Source organism: Arthrobacter sp. AOP36-A1-22 (assembly GCF_052377615.1).
Taxonomy (GTDB): Bacteria; Actinomycetota; Actinomycetes; order Actinomycetales; family Micrococcaceae; genus Arthrobacter_H.
On the sequence record NZ_JBQSWX010000002.1, the window covers coordinates 103,932 to 117,733 of the forward strand.

The following is a 13,802-nucleotide window of genomic DNA, read 5'->3' on the forward strand; positions in this document are numbered from 1 at the left end:
ATCATGCCCTGCCGGCGGGGCCCTTGGGCGGATCGGCGGGGTATGGCAACCTCGAAGACATGACGTTGAAAATCGCTCTGGCCCAGATCAACTCCACCGCCGATCTGGAGGCCAACCTCGGTCTGGTCCGTGACCGGGCGGCCCGGGCCCGGGACGCCGGTGCCGCCGTCGTGGTCTTTCCCGAAGCCACCATGTGCGCCTTCGGCAACCCGCTGGCCGAGGTGGCCCAGCCCCTGGACGGGGACTGGGCCCGACGGATCCGCGCCCTCTCGGCCGAACTGGGCATCGTCACGGTCCACGGGATGTTCACCCCCGGCGAGGACGGGCGCGTGCGCAATACGCTGCTGGCCACCGGCCCCGGGGTGGAGGCCAGCTACGACAAGATCCACCTCTACGACGCCTACGGGTTCGCCGAATCCGATGCCGTGACCGCGGGTGGATCGATCGCCACCTTCGAACTCGACGGCGTCGTCTTCGGGCTGTCGATCTGCTACGACGTGCGTTTCCCCGATCTGTTCCGGGCGAACGCGGCGGCCGGCGCCACGGTGAACCTGGTGTGTGCCTCCTGGGGCGACGGCCCGGACAAGGCCGAGCAGTGGGAGGCCCTCATCCGGGCCCGGGCACTGGATACGACGACGTTCATCGTCGCCTGCGACCAGGCCGACCCCGCGGCCAGCGGACGCCCCGCCACCGACAGCACCCCGTTGGGGGTCGGCCGCAGCGCCGTCATCTCACCGCTGGGCCGCACGCTGGCCTGCCTGCCGCAGGGCCCCGAGCTCACCGTCGTGGACCTCGACCTCGCAGAGGTCGAGCAGGCCCGCCGGAAACTGCCGGTGCTGGCCAACGCCCGACGGATCGGCCCCGACGGCCGGGTGGTCGCCCCCGGGGCCACCGAGGCCGAGGCCGGCTAGGGCCACCGTCATGGTTGGGTCGGCTCCATCGATGCCCTACTCTGGTGGACAACGGTCTAAAGAAAGTACTGACCACTGCGCCAGCGCCGCGAGCCACCACCCCGGGCCGGCCGCCGCAGAGCAGGGCAGGCTGCCCTTCGCGTGACGACCCGGTCGCCGGAGAACAGGCAGTCCGCGTTCATCCGCGCCGGGCCCGCTTCCCGAACGGCAGTCTTTCTCCAGGAGCATCCACATGTCCATCTCGACCACCCCTGAAACCACCCCCGGCCCCACGACGCCCGTGAGCAGCGGGGAGGTCTTTGCCGCCCATGAAGGCGGAAAGCTCTCCGTCCAGTCCACGATGGCCCTGGATTCGAAGCGGGCCCTGTCCATCGCCTACACCCCGGGGGTCGCCCAGGTCTCCCGCGCGATCGCCGAGGACCCGGCCCGCCACGCCACCCACACCTGGGCTTCCCGGCTGGTGGCCGTGGTCTCCGACGGGACCTCCGTGCTGGGGCTGGGCGACATCGGCGCCGCGGCGTCGTTGCCCGTCATGGAAGGGAAATGTGCCCTGTTCAAGGAATTCGGTGGGTTGAACTCCATTCCGCTGGTGCTCGAGACCACCGATGTCGAGGAGATCATCGAGACCCTGGTCCGGTTGCGTCCCAGTTTCGGGGCGATCAACCTCGAGGACGTCTCGGCACCGCGTTGCTTCGAACTGGAGGAACGCCTCATCGAGGCCCTGGACTGCCCGGTGATGCACGACGACCAGCATGGAACCGCGGTGGTGGTCCTGGCGGCACTGACCAACGCGGCCCGGGTGGTCGGCAAGGAGCTGGCCGGGCTGCGCGTGGTCGTCTCCGGCGCCGGGGCCGCAGGCATCGCGATCACCGACATCCTGGTCAATGTCGGCATCGGCGACGTCGTGCTGGTCGATTCACAGGGGGTCATCCACCGTGACCGGAACGACCTGAACCCGATCAAGGCCAGATATGCGGCCATCACCAACCGCGATTCGGTCATGGGCGGGATCCGCGAGGCCCTCGACGGGGCCGACGCCTTCATCGGGGTCTCCTCCTCGCAGGTCCCCGCGGAGGATCTGGAGGCCATGAACGACGGCGCGATCATCTTCGCGCTGTCGAATCCGGACCCCGAGGTCATGCCCGAGGTCGCGGCCCGTTTCGGGCAGGTCGTCGCCACCGGGCGCAGCGACTTCCCGAACCAGATCAACAACGTGTTGGCCTTCCCGGGGATCTTCCGCGGGGCCCTGGACGCGTCGGCACGGCGGATCACCCCACGGATGAAGATCGCTGCGGCCCGGGCCATCGCCGATCTGGTCGGTGGGGACCTGGCTGCCGACTTCATCGTCCCTTCGCCCCTGGACCCGCGGGTGGCCGCCGCGGTGGCCGCGGCCGTGCAGGAGGTCGCCTCCGGGGAGTAGGCCGGACCGGGGAGGACCCTACTCGTCCTCGGAGGAGTGGAGCCGGCGCCGGGCGCTGAGAAGGTCGATCTCGGGCCGGCCCGCGACCAGGCGTTCGACGCCGTCGAGCACCTCGATGGCGTGGCCGGCATCCGCGGCCACGACACCGGCGGCGATGCCGGCCCGCCGGTGGAGGTCCTGGTGGCTGGTTTCGGCGACGGACACCTCGAAGCGTCGCCGCAGTTCGGCCACGAGGGGGCGGACGACGGCGCGTTTGGCCTTCAGCGAGTGCACATCGCCGAGCAGCACATCGAACTCAACCCAACCGAACCACATGCCCCCATCCTGCGTCATGCCGGGGGAAGGGCCAAGGGGAGCCGGCGGCGACCGGCCGGTTCCGGTGTGCGTTTGCTCACCGATACCCCGTGCTAACATGCACGGGCACTCTACGTCGGCCCTCCTTCTTGTTACTGTGCTGAATATGACTTCGAGCAAAACGGCCGGATCCGCCCGGCCACCGAATGCCTGGCCACCCGCCGGTGACGGCCCCCGGGACCCGACCGGACGCTGACCCACCAGTTCGCCTGCTTCGGCGCCGCCATCGGCCCCGAAGACGAAGCACCCCGCAACCCGAAGGAGCAGGCATGACCGCTACGCCGCAGACCCCGTACCCCAACCAGCACACACTGTTCATCGGCGGGCAATGGGAGGCGGCAGCCTCCGGTGAAACCCGCGAGATCATCTGCCCGGCCGATGGCACGCATGTCGCCACGGCCTCCGAGGCGGCAGCAGCCGATACCGAGCGGGCGATCGCCGCGGCCCGGGCGGCCTTCGACTCCGGGGTCTGGTCCTCGGTTCCGGCTCCCGAACGCGGGGCCTTCCTGCTCAAGGTCGCCGAGCGGTTGCGTGAACGCAAGGAGGAGTTCGCCCGCGCCGAGACCGGTGACACCGGCAAGCGCATCCTCGAATCGCGGATCGACATGGACGACATCACCAACTGCTTCGAGTACTTCGGCCGGTTGTCCGGTCAGGATGCCGGACGCGTCGTCGATGCCGGGGACAACACGGTCGTCTCCCGCATCGCCTACGAACCGGTCGGTGTGTGCGGGATGATCACCCCCTGGAACTACCCGCTGCTGCAGGCCGCCTGGAAGATGGCCCCGGCCATTGCCGCGGGGTGTTCATTCGTGCTCAAGCCCGCCGAGCTGACGCCGTCGACGTCCATCCTGATCATGGACCTCTTCGCCGAACTCGGTCTGCCCGACGGCGTCGCGAACCTGGTCACCGGTGCCGGGGCCACCGCGGGGGCCCCGCTGTCGAGCCACCCCGACATCGACATGGTCTCCTTCACCGGCGGCCTGGTCACCGGTCGGGTGATCGCCGCAGGCGCCGCAGGAACCGTGAAGAAGGTCGCGCTGGAACTGGGAGGCAAGAACCCCAACGTCGTCTTCGCCGACGCCGACTTCGACGCCGCCGTGGACAACGCCCTCAACGGTGCCTTCGTGCATTCCGGCCAGGTCTGCTCAGCCGGGGCCCGGCTGCTCGTCCACGAGTCCATCGCCGAAGCCTTCGTGGATGAACTGGTCCGCCGGGCCGAGGACATCCGCATCGGCGGCCCCTACGACGACGAGGCCGAAACCGGCCCGCTGATCTCCGCCGCCCACCTTCAGAAGGTGGACGCCTACGTGAAGAGGGGCGTCGCCGAAGGCGCCCGTCTGCGCACCGGCGGTCGGGCCGCCACCGAGGAGGACGGAACCGGGCTGGGGGCCGGGCACTACTACCTGCCGACCATCCTGGACCAGGTCAGCCGGGGCATGTCCGTCGTCACGGACGAGGCCTTCGGTCCCACGGTCACCGTCGAGACGTTCTCCACCGAGGACGAAGCCGTTGCCACCGCCAATGACACCGTCTACGGCCTGGCCGGCGCCGTCTGGACCCAGGATGCCGGACGGGCCCAGCGGGTCGCCGGACGCCTGCGTCACGGCACCATCTGGATCAACGACTTCCACCCCTACCTGCCGCAGGCCGAATGGGGCGGCATGGGCCAGTCGGGCGTCGGTCGCGAGCTCGGCCCGACCGGGCTGGGCGAGTACCAGGAAGCCAAGCACATCTACCAGAACACGGCCCCGCAAGTCACCGGCTGGTTCGCCGACCGCGCCTAGCCCGTTTCCGAGCCTGAGCCAAGGAGAGTACTTAAAATGACTGATTTCGAGACGTTGGACGGTTCGGCCTTCGACTACATCGTCGTCGGCGGCGGGTCCGCCGGTGCCGCCGTCGCCGCCCGCCTGAGCGAGGATCCCTCACTCGAGGTGGCCCTGGTCGAGGCCGGTCCCGATGACCGGGGAATCGATGAGATCCTGCAGCTGGACCGCTGGATGGAACTACTCGAATCCGGCTACGACTGGGACTACCCGATCGAGGAGCAGGAGAACGGCAACTCGTTCATGCGCCACGCCCGCGCCAAGGTGATGGGCGGGTGCTCCAGCCACAACTCCTGCATCGCCTTCTGGGCCCCGCGCGAGGACCTGGACGAATGGGAGTCGAAATACGGGGCCACCGGTTGGAACGCCGAGACCGCCTTCCGGCTGTATAAGCAGTTGGAGACCAACGAAGACGCGGGGCCCGGGGCCCCGCACCACGGCGACTCCGGGCCCGTGCACCTGATGAACGTCCCCCCGGCGGATCCCAGCGGCGTGGCGGTGCTCGACGCCGCCGAACAGGCCGGGATCCCGCGGGCGAAGTTCAACGACAACGCCACCGTCACCAACGGGGCGAACTTCTTCCAGATCAACCGCAAGGCCGACGGCACCCGCTCCTCCAGCTCGGTGTCCTACATCCACCCGATTGCCGACCGGAAGAACTTCCATCTGCTCACCGGGCTGCGAGCCAAGGTCCTGACCTTCGACGAGGCCAACAGGTGCACCGGCGTCGCGGTCGTGGACAACGGATTCGGCAAGACCCATCACCTCACCGCCCGCGAGGAGGTCATCGTTTCCACCGGGGCCATCGACTCGCCGAAGCTGTTGATGCTCTCGGGGATCGGCCCGGCAGCACAGCTGAAGGAGAACCGGGTCGAGGTCCGCGTGGATTCCCCCGGGGTGGGCGAACACCTGCAGGACCACCCCGAGGGGGTCATCCAGTGGGAAGCGAAGCAGCCGATGGTGTCCGAATCGACCCAGTGGTGGGAGATCGGGATCTTCACGCAGACCACCGAGGGCCTGGATCGTCCCGACCTGATGATGCACTACGGTTCGGTGCCCTTCGACATGCACACCCTGCGTCAGGGCTACCCGACCACGGAGAACGGCTTCTGCCTGACCCCGAACGTCACCCACGCGAAGTCACGCGGTACCGTGCGCCTGCGCAGCGGCGACTTCCGCGATAAGCCCAAGGTCGACCCGCGCTACTTCACCGACCCCGAAGGCCATGACATGCGCGTGATGATCGCCGGCATCCGCAAGGCCCGCGAGATCGTCTCCCAGCCGGCCATGGCCGAATGGGCCGGGCGCGAACTCTACCCGGGGACGGAAACCCAGTCGGACGAGGAGATCGCCGACTACATCCGGCGCACGCACAACACCGTCTACCATCCGGTCGGCACCGTGCGCATGGGGCCCATCGACGACGATCTGTCGCCGCTGGACCCCGAACTGCGGGTCAAGGGGGTCACGGGGCTGCGCGTGGCCGACGCCTCGGTGATGCCCGAGCAGGTCACCGTGAACCCGAACATCACCACCATGATGATCGGTGAGCGGTGCGCCGAACTGATCAAGCAGGCCCGCAAGGGCTGACCGGTCGCCGGCAGGGAAAAAGTCAAGGGCCGCCCCGCGGAATGCGGGGCGGCCCTTCGTCTGTGGGGACCTACTGCGTGGATTTCTTCCCGGGCTTGCCCGGCTTGACTCTTCCCTTGCGGGCGTGGCTGCGCAATTGGACGATGCGGGCGGCACCGGCAATGGCTACGATGATGCCGCCGCCGACCGCTCCAACGAAGAGCGCCAGTCCGAGTTGGACCGTCCCCTCCCAGCCGAAGTAGCGCAGCTGCACCGTATTGGTGTTCTGCGCGATGAAGATGATCAGCAGCACCAGGAACACCAACGCCAGGACGGTTGCCGTCCACATGACCCCGCTGCGGGTCACCCGCATCGGGTCCTCGGGGCGTCCGGCCCCGTCGCTGGTTCCGGGGCGGTGCTCGGGGGTCCCTCCGGCGGGTGCGCCACCCGAGGGGGTTCCGGGTGCCGGCTCCCGGGGGGTCTTCGCCGGCTTCGGGCGATCCTGCGGGTCCTTGGCCATGGCACTACCTTTCGTCGACGCGGGCCGGTTCCGTCCGTCCCCGGTTGTTTCCGGGCCCGGACTGCCGGGGGTGGGCCGGTGCGTGGATGCGTTCCGGACCCTGGGGACAGTTTACGTGCCCGCGCCGCCGGCGCCCGGATTGGTAGGGTTTGGCGTATGACCGTCCCGAAGGAGCCAACGTGATCCCGCGCCCGAAATTGCGTACTGCCGTACTGGGATACGGGCTGTCCGGCCGGGTCTTCCACACCCCCCTGATTGCCGCGGACCCCGACTATTCCCTCGACGCGATCATCACCGGCAACCCCGAACGCGCGGCTGCTGCCGCCGCGGCCCATCCCGACACGCTGATCATGCCGGACGCCGAGAGCCTCTTCGCCCGGGCCGCCGACTTCGATGTGGTGGTCATCGGGACCCCGCCAGCGACCCATGCCGCCCTGGCCCTGAGAGCGATCGGCCACGGCCTGCATGTGGTTCTCGACAAGCCCTTCGCCACTTCCGCTGCCGAGGGGCGTGAAGTCATCGAGGCGGCCCGGGCCGCCGCCGTGAAACTCTCGGTGTTCCAGAACCGTCGGTGGGACGCCGACTTCCTGACTCTCTCGCGTCTGGTCCGGGACGGGGCGCTCGGCGAGGTGCACACCTTCGAATCACGGTTCGAACGGTGGAAACCCGCGGGGTTGCGCGATTGGAAGGACAGCGCGGGGATCGCCGGCGGCGGGGGAGTCCTGTTCGATCTGGGCACCCACGTCATCGACCAGGCACTGGTCCTGTTCGGGCCGGCGGACTCGGTGTACGGGCTGACCCGGCGCCTCAGCACCGGCGGTTCCGATGCCGATGAGGATGCCTCCATCGTCATCCGGCACCACAGCGGGGTGGACTCGCATCTATCGGTCGGGCTGCACTTCGCGGTCCCGGCACCCCGCTTCCGGGTCCTGGGGACCGAGGCCGGCTTCGAAACGTGGGGAACCGACGGGCAGGAGGCGGCGCTCGACGCCGGAATGGAACCCGACGACGCCGGATATGGGCGGGTGCCCGATAACGAGTGGGGCCGCCTCGGCGTGCCGGGGGCCATGGAGACGGTGCCCTCCGACGTGGGCGCCTATCCGAAGTTCTATCGCAGCTTCGCCGCCGGGGTCCACGGCCACGGCCCGCTTCCGGTGGACCCGGCGGATGCCGTGGCCACCTTGCAGATCATCGAAGACATCCACGAGAGGAACCGGGCATGAACCCCGTAGCCAGCCACGACCAGGCGGCACCGGGGCCGGAAGCCTCGGTCCTGATCATCGGTGCCGGGCTGGCAGGATTTTCCGTGGCCCGCCAATTGCGCAGCCTGGGCCATACCGGCGGGGTGCGGATCGTGGATCCCGAGGGGCTGCCCTACGACAGGCCCCCCTTGAGCAAGGCCTATCTGCTCGGGCACACCGATCAGGCCGGCCTGCTGCTCGCCGACGCCGCGTGGTGCCGGGAGCACGAGGTCGAGATCCTCACCGGCACCGTGGCCACCGTGCGCCCGGGGGCCGGCGAAGCCGTCCTGGCCGACGGTACGGCCCTGGCCGCGGACGTGCTGGTGCTGGCCACCGGGGGGACAGCCCGCAAGCTCTCGATCCCCGGCGGCGACCTGGATACCGTGCTGGAGCTGCGCCACCGGGCCGACGCGGACCGGCTGCGCACGGTGCTGCGGCCCGGCACCCGGTTGGCGATCATCGGGGCGGGACTCATCGGGGCAGAAACCGCGTCCGCCGCCCGTGAACTCGGGGCCGTCGTCGTCCTCATCGACCCCATGGATCCGCCCCTGGTCCCGGCCGTCGGCCCGGAACTGGCCCGGCGTCTGCACGCCATGCACACCGAGAAGGGGATCACCGTGGTGACCGGCATCCCCGAAACCATCACCCGCGACGGGGAACACCACCGGATCGCGCTGGCCAGCGGGGAGCAGATCACCGCCGACGCCGTCCTGGTGGGGGTCGGGATCACCCCCAACACGGCGCTCGCCGAGTCGGCCGGGCTGGAGGTCGACGGCGGGATCATCGTGGATGAGAGGCAACGCACCAGCCACCGACGCGTCTACGCTGTGGGGGACTGCGCCCGGACCCGCACCACCGGCGGCGTGCTCAAACGCCGGGCGGAGCACTGGGAGAACGCCATGAACTCCGGACACCAGGCCGCCTCGGCCATCATCGGGGGCGACGCCCCGGCCCCACGGGCCGACTGGTTCTGGTCCGACCGCCACGGGGTCCACGTCGAGGGCGTGGGGTCGATGACCGCCCCGGGGACCACCGTGATCCGCGAGGCCGACGGCGTGCCCGTCATGGCCTTCCGGGTTGACGGCGAGGGTTATCTGCTCGGCTGTGCCGCGGTCGACGGCGGGCTGGCGGTGAAGGCGGCCCGCCGGATCATCGACCGGCGGATCCGCGTGGACCCCGCCCAATTGGCCGACCCCGCCGTCAACCTCAAGAAGCTCGCCCGCTAGCTGTCTTCGGGCTCGCGCACCGACTGGTGCCGCAAAGAGCTGCCGGCCTGGACGTCACGTTCCTCGACCAGGGCCTGCTTATCGCTGGCCTTGGTGTCGCGTGGGGGCAACTGCACCGACCGTTCGGCCTTGATGCCACCTTGGAGCTGGCGGGCCCTTTCCATCTCCGCGTCGAAGACGGCTCCCAGCAGCAACGACAGGTTCGCGATCCAGATCCACAGCAGCAGGACGATGACCCCGCCAATGGCCCCGTAGGTCGCGTTGTAGCTGCCGAAGTTGGAGACGTAGAAGAAGAATCCGACGGTGGCCACCGCCAGGACCACCAACGCGATGACCGAACCGATGCTGAGCCACCGGAACTTGGGCTGCTTCACGTTCGGGGTGCCGTAGTAGAGGATGGCGATCACGAGGATGACCAGCAGCACGGCCAGCGGCCATTTGGCGATGCCCCAGACCATGACGGCGGTGTCGCCGAAACCGATCAGGTCGCCGAGGGTCTTGGCGATGGGGCCCGAGACGATCAGCAGGACCACCACGACGACGGCGACCAACAGCATCACCAGGGTCACCAGCAGCAGCACCGGCTTGAGTTTGAAGAAGGAGCGGCCCTCGGCCACGTCGTAGATCTTGTTCATCGACCGTCCGAAGGCCCCGGTGTAGCCCGAGGCCGACCACAGGGCGCCGAGGATGCCGACGATGAGGGCCAACCCGGCCGACGGGGTGTTGGCCAGCTGTTCGATGGGCTGACGCAACGTATCGACGACCCCCTCGCTGGCGAACTGTTCGAGGAAACCGATCAGCGCCTTGGTGGTGGATTCGGCCTGGCCGACGACGCCCAGCAGGGAGACCATCGCCAGCAGGGCCGGGAAGACCGAAAGCACCGCGTGGTAGGTCAGGCCCGCCGCCATATCGGTGCACTTGTTCCGGGTGAACTCGTGCATGGACCTTTTCAACACGTATTTCCAGGAGGGGCCGCGTAGGTCGGTCGGGGCCGAGGGCTTGCGATCGTCGTCGGGCGAGGGGGCGTTGCGGCCCTTCGCGGAGGTATCGGCAGCAGTGCCGTTCTCCGGGGTGGCGTGGCGATGACCTGGCATGGAAGCCTCCGCTGACTAGTGGTTGACGTGGGTTTTCGTGGGCACTGAAAGTCAAGCATGAGGCACCGGGAGGCACAACCTCCCGGGCCGGGTGTGATGCCCGCCCCGTCCGGTGGAAGGCGGGGGCGCCAACTCGGTAGTGTGTAGGTATGTCCCTTCGTAACCGCCGCGCCGCGTCCCTGCCTGCCAAACTTTCCCGCTCGTGGTTGCTGGTCAATGCCGCGAACCCCGAATCGTTTGCCCCGGCGTTGTCCTCCGAAGCGGACTCCGTCATCTTCGACATGGAAGCCTCCGTGCCCGATGACCAGAAGGCCGAGGCCCGCGATGCCGTGGTCGAGGCGCTGAGCACCGGGATGACCGCCTGGGTGCGGGTCAACGGGATCGAAACCGAGTTCTGGGCCGAGGACCTGGCGGCGTTGTCCAAGGCCAAGGGGCTGCGCGGGGTCATGTTGGCGATGACCGAAAAGCCCGAACAGGTGACCCTGACGGCGATGCGCCTGCAGGCCGGCACCCCGGTCCTGGCCCTGATCGAATCGGCGGTCGGCATCGAAAACGCCACCCCGATCGCCTCGGCCCCCGGCACGTTCCGGCTGGCCTTCGGCGTCAACGACTTCCGCAAGGACACCGGCGTCTCCGACGACCCGCTGGCCCTGGCCTATGCCCGCGGCAAGCTGGTGGTGGCCTCCCGCGTCGGCCAGCTGCCCGGGGCCATCGACGGTCCGGCGGCCGCCGGGGCCGGCTCCGAGGCCGTACACGCCAGCTGCCGGACCACCGCCACGATGGGGATGACCGGCAAGCTGAGCCTCTCGGCCTCACAGGTCGATGACATCAACGAGGACCTCTCCCCGAGCACCGACGAGCTTTCCTGGGCCCACGAGCTGCTCGAGGCCCACGCCGCCGGCGCCTCGGTCGGCGACGGCTCCTACCTGCCGCGTCTGGCCCGCGCCCAGAAGATCGCGGATCTGGCCGACTCCTACGGACTCTGGAACGCCTGATCCCGTCTGTGGCGGCCCGGCCTAGTTGCCGGGGCGTCGACGCCAGAGGATGGCCGTCCCGGCACCGATGACGATCAGTACCGCAAGCCCGGTCGGGATGATCCACGGGGCCAGACCCTGCCCATCGGCCTCCCGGGTGGATTCGCCGGTGTCCTCGTCCGCGGCTGCCGATGGCGTGGCGGCACCTTCCGGCGCCCCGCTGGTGGTGGTGAACGTGAACGTCCCCTGGATCGGATGGCCATCGGAGGAGACCACCCGCCACTTCACGGTGTACTCGCCGGCCGGGGTCCCGTCCTGGATGGCCTGTTCGACATCGCGGTCGGTGACCTTCGCGGGGCCGGCGGCCCAGTTGGTGCCTGCGTCGTCCTCGACCCGGATCTCCGAGCCGATGGCGATGGGGGTGTTGTTGTAGGTCAGGACGATCTTCTGCGGCATGGCCTCCACGGTGGAGCCGGAGCCGGGGTCGTTGGAGATCAACTGGTCGTGGGCGCTCGCGGCGCCGATGGGCCCCAGAAGGGCCAGGAGCAGAACGGCGAGCAGGCCCGCCGCACGGGTGCCGGCCTTCCGCAACGAGAGGGTGGACCGATGCTGGTTCATGGGATTCGCTTTCAAAGAGTCGGGGCCCGGTGGCCCGCCGGAACGACGGGCCACCGGGTAGTGCTATTGGTTCCTGCGCGAACCGACGGTCCGCACCAGGGCGACGGCGCCCAGCAGGATTCCTGCGACCCCGATCCACAAGGCGGCCGTCGCCGTTCCCTCCGAGCCGGCCGCCGGGGCGTCCGCGGCCCCGGCCGTGCCGGACGGGGCCGCCGAGGCGGCCGCGGTGGTGGTGAAGGTGGGGGCCGGATGCTCGGGTTCGGCACCGTCCTTCGCGGATTCGTCCCACTTCACCACGGACCCGTCGGTGTAATGCTGGGAGGCGGGCAGGACCACATCGGTGCCGGCTTCCGGCAGGGTGCCCAGAGAGACGGTGAACGTCTGGAACTCATCCTGGCCGATCCGGTGGGCCCGGTCTGCCGTCCAGGTGATCGAGCTCGCCGCCTCGGTCACCGTGGAACCGTGGGATTCCACGGGCTCGTCCAGTTTGGTGCGTTTGACGGTGGCCTTCCAACCGTCGACCGGCTTGACCCTCACCGACATGAACGGGGTATCGGTCGGCAGTGAGACGGTCAGCTTGTCGGTGGTGGCCGACTCCGATTCATTGGGGACGCTGAAAGTCGCCTGGGCGTAGGAGCCCTCGGCGGTCTGGTTCGGACTGACGGTCACGTGGGCGGAGGCGGCCCCGGCACCCAGGGCCATCAGGGCGCCGGTGGCGGCGAGGGCCGCCGTGGAGGTCAGGACCCGGTGGCGGGTCGGAGCGGCGTGGGGAGAAGTCATGGGGTTTCCTTTGCAATGGGCCGTGCGGGGCACGGCCTTCGGGCGGTTCACGGTGCTCCCACTCCGGTTCCCGGGGTGGGAGGGGATGCCCCGAATCCGCCGCCCCGTCGGGTCAGGGGCGCAGCGAACGCGGGAGGAGTGCCCGGGGTGGTCCGCGCAGACGTTCGGCGCGGGCGTTGGACCGGGGCCGGAGGAGCGGCAGGGCGAACATGGCCTGCTGGACGGGGCCCTTCGGTGCCAAGGGGGCCGGGCGGGGCAGCGAGGCCAGCGGGGAGAGCCAGGCCATGAGCATCCACAAGGCCGCCTCGCCGCGGGCCAACGCCACCGCGGAGAGGAAGATGGCCAGTAGATGGGCCGTGATCATCGGCAGACCCATGGACCCCCAGTGGGCTGCCGCCCCGTGGGCCAGCGGGGACGCGCTGCCGCAGATCCCGGCCACCACGGAGCCGTGGTGGCCGAAGGGGACCTCCGGTGCCCCGCCGGTGCAGTCCGGTGGTGTGGCGAACCAGGCGAAGGCATGATGCAGGGACCATTGGCCGAGCCCCAGGACGGCGGTGAGCGTGGGCAGGGACAGGCGTCGACCCGCCAGCAGCACCACGGGCAGGTTGACCAGTGCCGCGAGCAGCACCAGGACCGGCAGTCCCGGCAGCGGTCCGCCGCCGAGTACGTGCGCCCCGGCAGCGAGGGCCATCACCGTGGAGGTGACCGCGATCGAACGCCACAGGCGCAGTGGTGCCCTGGTGCTCATCGGGTCTGCTCCCGTCATGCCGGTGGCCGCAACGAACTATCGCCGGGCGGCTCAGGCCTCGACGACGATCCCGTCCTCGTCCGAATGCAGCATGGCCCCCGGCCGGAAGTCGACCCCGCCGAAGGAGAGGACGACGTCGGCCTCCCCGGTGCCGTGTTTGGAGGATTTGCGCGGATTCGAGCCCATCGCCTTCACGCCCAGGTCCAGTTCGGCTAGGGCGACGCGGTCACGGATGCAGCCGTGGATGACCACACCCGACCAGCCGTTGGCCACGGCGGCTTCACCGATCATGTCCCCCATGAGCGCGGTTTCCAGCGAGCCGCCGCCGTCGACGACGAGCACGGCGCCCTCGCCGGGGCTGTTCAGGGTCTGTTTGAGCAGGGCGTTGTCGCGGTCGCAGCGGATGGTCCGGACCGGGCCGCTGAAGCGGGTCCGACCGCCCAGGTTCTGCAGCTGAAGGGACAGGGTCTGGAGCGATTCGTCGTCGTCGAACAGGTCGCAGGTGGTGAAAGTCATGAACC

Annotated in this window: 14 protein-coding genes; 7 read left to right on the plus strand and 7 right to left on the minus strand. The window is 69.4% G+C overall.

What is annotated here, in order from left to right:
- Positions 1 to 65: 65 nt before the first annotated feature.
- On the plus strand, positions 66 to 911 hold the full coding sequence (locus ACT3S2_RS01805; RefSeq protein ID WP_444553921.1) for a carbon-nitrogen hydrolase family protein: 846 nt from the start codon (positions 66 to 68) through the stop codon (positions 909 to 911).
- 232 nt (positions 912 to 1,143) lie between these two features.
- The gene (locus ACT3S2_RS01810; protein WP_444553912.1) at positions 1,144 to 2,331 is read left to right on the plus strand and encodes an NAD(P)-dependent malic enzyme; all 1,188 of its coding nucleotides are present in this window, start codon (positions 1,144 to 1,146) and stop codon (positions 2,329 to 2,331) included.
- 18 nt (positions 2,332 to 2,349) lie between these two features.
- Here the strand turns inward: ACT3S2_RS01810 and ACT3S2_RS01815 are convergent, their stop codons facing one another.
- Positions 2,350 to 2,646, minus strand: coding sequence for a DUF503 domain-containing protein (locus ACT3S2_RS01815; RefSeq protein ID WP_444553911.1), 297 nt, complete (start codon positions 2,644 to 2,646; stop codon positions 2,350 to 2,352).
- A gap of 308 nt (positions 2,647 to 2,954) precedes the next feature.
- Here ACT3S2_RS01815 and ACT3S2_RS01820 point away from each other — a divergent pair, with 308 nt between their 5' ends.
- Both ACT3S2_RS01820 and ACT3S2_RS01825 read left to right on the plus strand, forming a co-directional pair.
- A complete protein-coding gene (locus ACT3S2_RS01820; protein WP_444553910.1) occupies positions 2,955 to 4,472 on the plus strand; it encodes an aldehyde dehydrogenase family protein in 1,518 nt (505 codons plus the stop codon).
- Between the two features lie 36 nt (positions 4,473 to 4,508).
- Positions 4,509 to 6,101: a GMC family oxidoreductase gene (locus ACT3S2_RS01825; RefSeq protein ID WP_444553908.1), complete on the plus strand. Its 1,593-nt coding sequence runs from the start codon at positions 4,509 to 4,511 to the stop codon at positions 6,099 to 6,101.
- Between the two features lie 70 nt (positions 6,102 to 6,171).
- On the opposite strand, the gene ACT3S2_RS01830 is transcribed toward ACT3S2_RS01825, so the two are convergent.
- A complete protein-coding gene (locus ACT3S2_RS01830; protein WP_444553907.1) occupies positions 6,172 to 6,600 on the minus strand; it encodes a LapA family protein in 429 nt (142 codons plus the stop codon).
- A 179-nt stretch (positions 6,601 to 6,779) separates the two neighbouring features.
- Between ACT3S2_RS01830 and ACT3S2_RS01835 the strand changes: the two genes are divergently transcribed.
- Positions 6,780 to 7,823: a Gfo/Idh/MocA family protein gene (locus ACT3S2_RS01835; protein ID WP_444553906.1), complete on the plus strand. Its 1,044-nt coding sequence runs from the start codon at positions 6,780 to 6,782 to the stop codon at positions 7,821 to 7,823.
- Positions 7,820 to 9,067 (plus strand): NAD(P)/FAD-dependent oxidoreductase, encoded by a 1,248-nt coding sequence (locus tag ACT3S2_RS01840; RefSeq protein ID WP_444561127.1) that lies wholly within the window; start codon positions 7,820 to 7,822, stop codon positions 9,065 to 9,067. The genes ACT3S2_RS01835 and ACT3S2_RS01840 overlap by 4 nt, the downstream gene beginning before the upstream one ends.
- On the opposite strand, the gene ACT3S2_RS01845 is transcribed toward ACT3S2_RS01840, so the two are convergent.
- Positions 9,064 to 10,161 (minus strand): YihY/virulence factor BrkB family protein, encoded by a 1,098-nt coding sequence (locus tag ACT3S2_RS01845; protein WP_444553904.1) that lies wholly within the window; start codon positions 10,159 to 10,161, stop codon positions 9,064 to 9,066. The two genes, ACT3S2_RS01840 and ACT3S2_RS01845, sit on opposite strands and share 4 nt — an antisense overlap.
- A 149-nt stretch (positions 10,162 to 10,310) precedes the next feature.
- Here ACT3S2_RS01845 and ACT3S2_RS01850 point away from each other — a divergent pair, with 149 nt between their 5' ends.
- Complete coding sequence (locus tag ACT3S2_RS01850; RefSeq protein WP_444553903.1) at positions 10,311 to 11,156, plus strand: HpcH/HpaI aldolase/citrate lyase family protein; 846 nt, start codon at positions 10,311 to 10,313, stop codon at positions 11,154 to 11,156.
- 21 nt (positions 11,157 to 11,177) lie between these two features.
- On the opposite strand, the gene ACT3S2_RS01855 is transcribed toward ACT3S2_RS01850, so the two are convergent.
- The 4 genes from ACT3S2_RS01855 to rraA all read right to left on the minus strand — a co-directional run bounded on the left by ACT3S2_RS01855 (position 11,178) and on the right by rraA (position 13,797).
- Positions 11,178 to 11,753 (minus strand): copper resistance CopC family protein, encoded by a 576-nt coding sequence (locus ACT3S2_RS01855; RefSeq protein ID WP_444553902.1) that lies wholly within the window; start codon positions 11,751 to 11,753, stop codon positions 11,178 to 11,180.
- A 63-nt stretch (positions 11,754 to 11,816) separates the two neighbouring features.
- A complete protein-coding gene (locus ACT3S2_RS01860; RefSeq protein ID WP_444561128.1) occupies positions 11,817 to 12,533 on the minus strand; it encodes a YcnI family copper-binding membrane protein in 717 nt (238 codons plus the stop codon).
- 112 nt (positions 12,534 to 12,645) lie between these two features.
- Positions 12,646 to 13,281, minus strand: coding sequence for a hypothetical protein (locus tag ACT3S2_RS01865; protein ID WP_444561129.1), 636 nt, complete (start codon positions 13,279 to 13,281; stop codon positions 12,646 to 12,648).
- A gap of 51 nt (positions 13,282 to 13,332) precedes the next feature.
- Complete coding sequence (rraA, locus tag ACT3S2_RS01870) at positions 13,333 to 13,797, minus strand: ribonuclease E activity regulator RraA (protein WP_444553899.1); 465 nt, start codon at positions 13,795 to 13,797, stop codon at positions 13,333 to 13,335.
- Positions 13,798 to 13,802 lie beyond the last annotated feature (5 nt).

Coding starts and splice junctions, on each gene's coding strand:
- ACT3S2_RS01810 (WP_444553912.1), top strand. CDS start 1,144: ATGTCCATCTCGACCACCCCTGAAACCACCCCCGGCCCCACGACGCCC.
- ACT3S2_RS01815 (WP_444553911.1), bottom strand. CDS start 2,646: ATGTGGTTCGGTTGGGTTGAGTTCGATGTGCTGCTCGGCGATGTGCAC.
- ACT3S2_RS01820 (WP_444553910.1), top strand. CDS start 2,955: ATGACCGCTACGCCGCAGACCCCGTACCCCAACCAGCACACACTGTTC.
- ACT3S2_RS01825 (WP_444553908.1), top strand. CDS start 4,509: ATGACTGATTTCGAGACGTTGGACGGTTCGGCCTTCGACTACATCGTC.
- ACT3S2_RS01830 (WP_444553907.1), bottom strand. CDS start 6,600: ATGGCCAAGGACCCGCAGGATCGCCCGAAGCCGGCGAAGACCCCCCGG.
- ACT3S2_RS01840 (WP_444561127.1), top strand. CDS start 7,820: ATGAACCCCGTAGCCAGCCACGACCAGGCGGCACCGGGGCCGGAAGCC.
- ACT3S2_RS01845 (WP_444553904.1), bottom strand. CDS start 10,161: ATGCCAGGTCATCGCCACGCCACCCCGGAGAACGGCACTGCTGCCGAT.
- ACT3S2_RS01850 (WP_444553903.1), top strand. CDS start 10,311: ATGTCCCTTCGTAACCGCCGCGCCGCGTCCCTGCCTGCCAAACTTTCC.
- ACT3S2_RS01855 (WP_444553902.1), bottom strand. CDS start 11,753: ATGAACCAGCATCGGTCCACCCTCTCGTTGCGGAAGGCCGGCACCCGT.
- ACT3S2_RS01860 (WP_444561128.1), bottom strand. CDS start 12,533: ATGACTTCTCCCCACGCCGCTCCGACCCGCCACCGGGTCCTGACCTCC.
- ACT3S2_RS01865 (WP_444561129.1), bottom strand. CDS start 13,281: ATGAGCACCAGGGCACCACTGCGCCTGTGGCGTTCGATCGCGGTCACC.
- rraA (WP_444553899.1), bottom strand. CDS start 13,797: ATGACTTTCACCACCTGCGACCTGTTCGACGACGACGAATCGCTCCAG.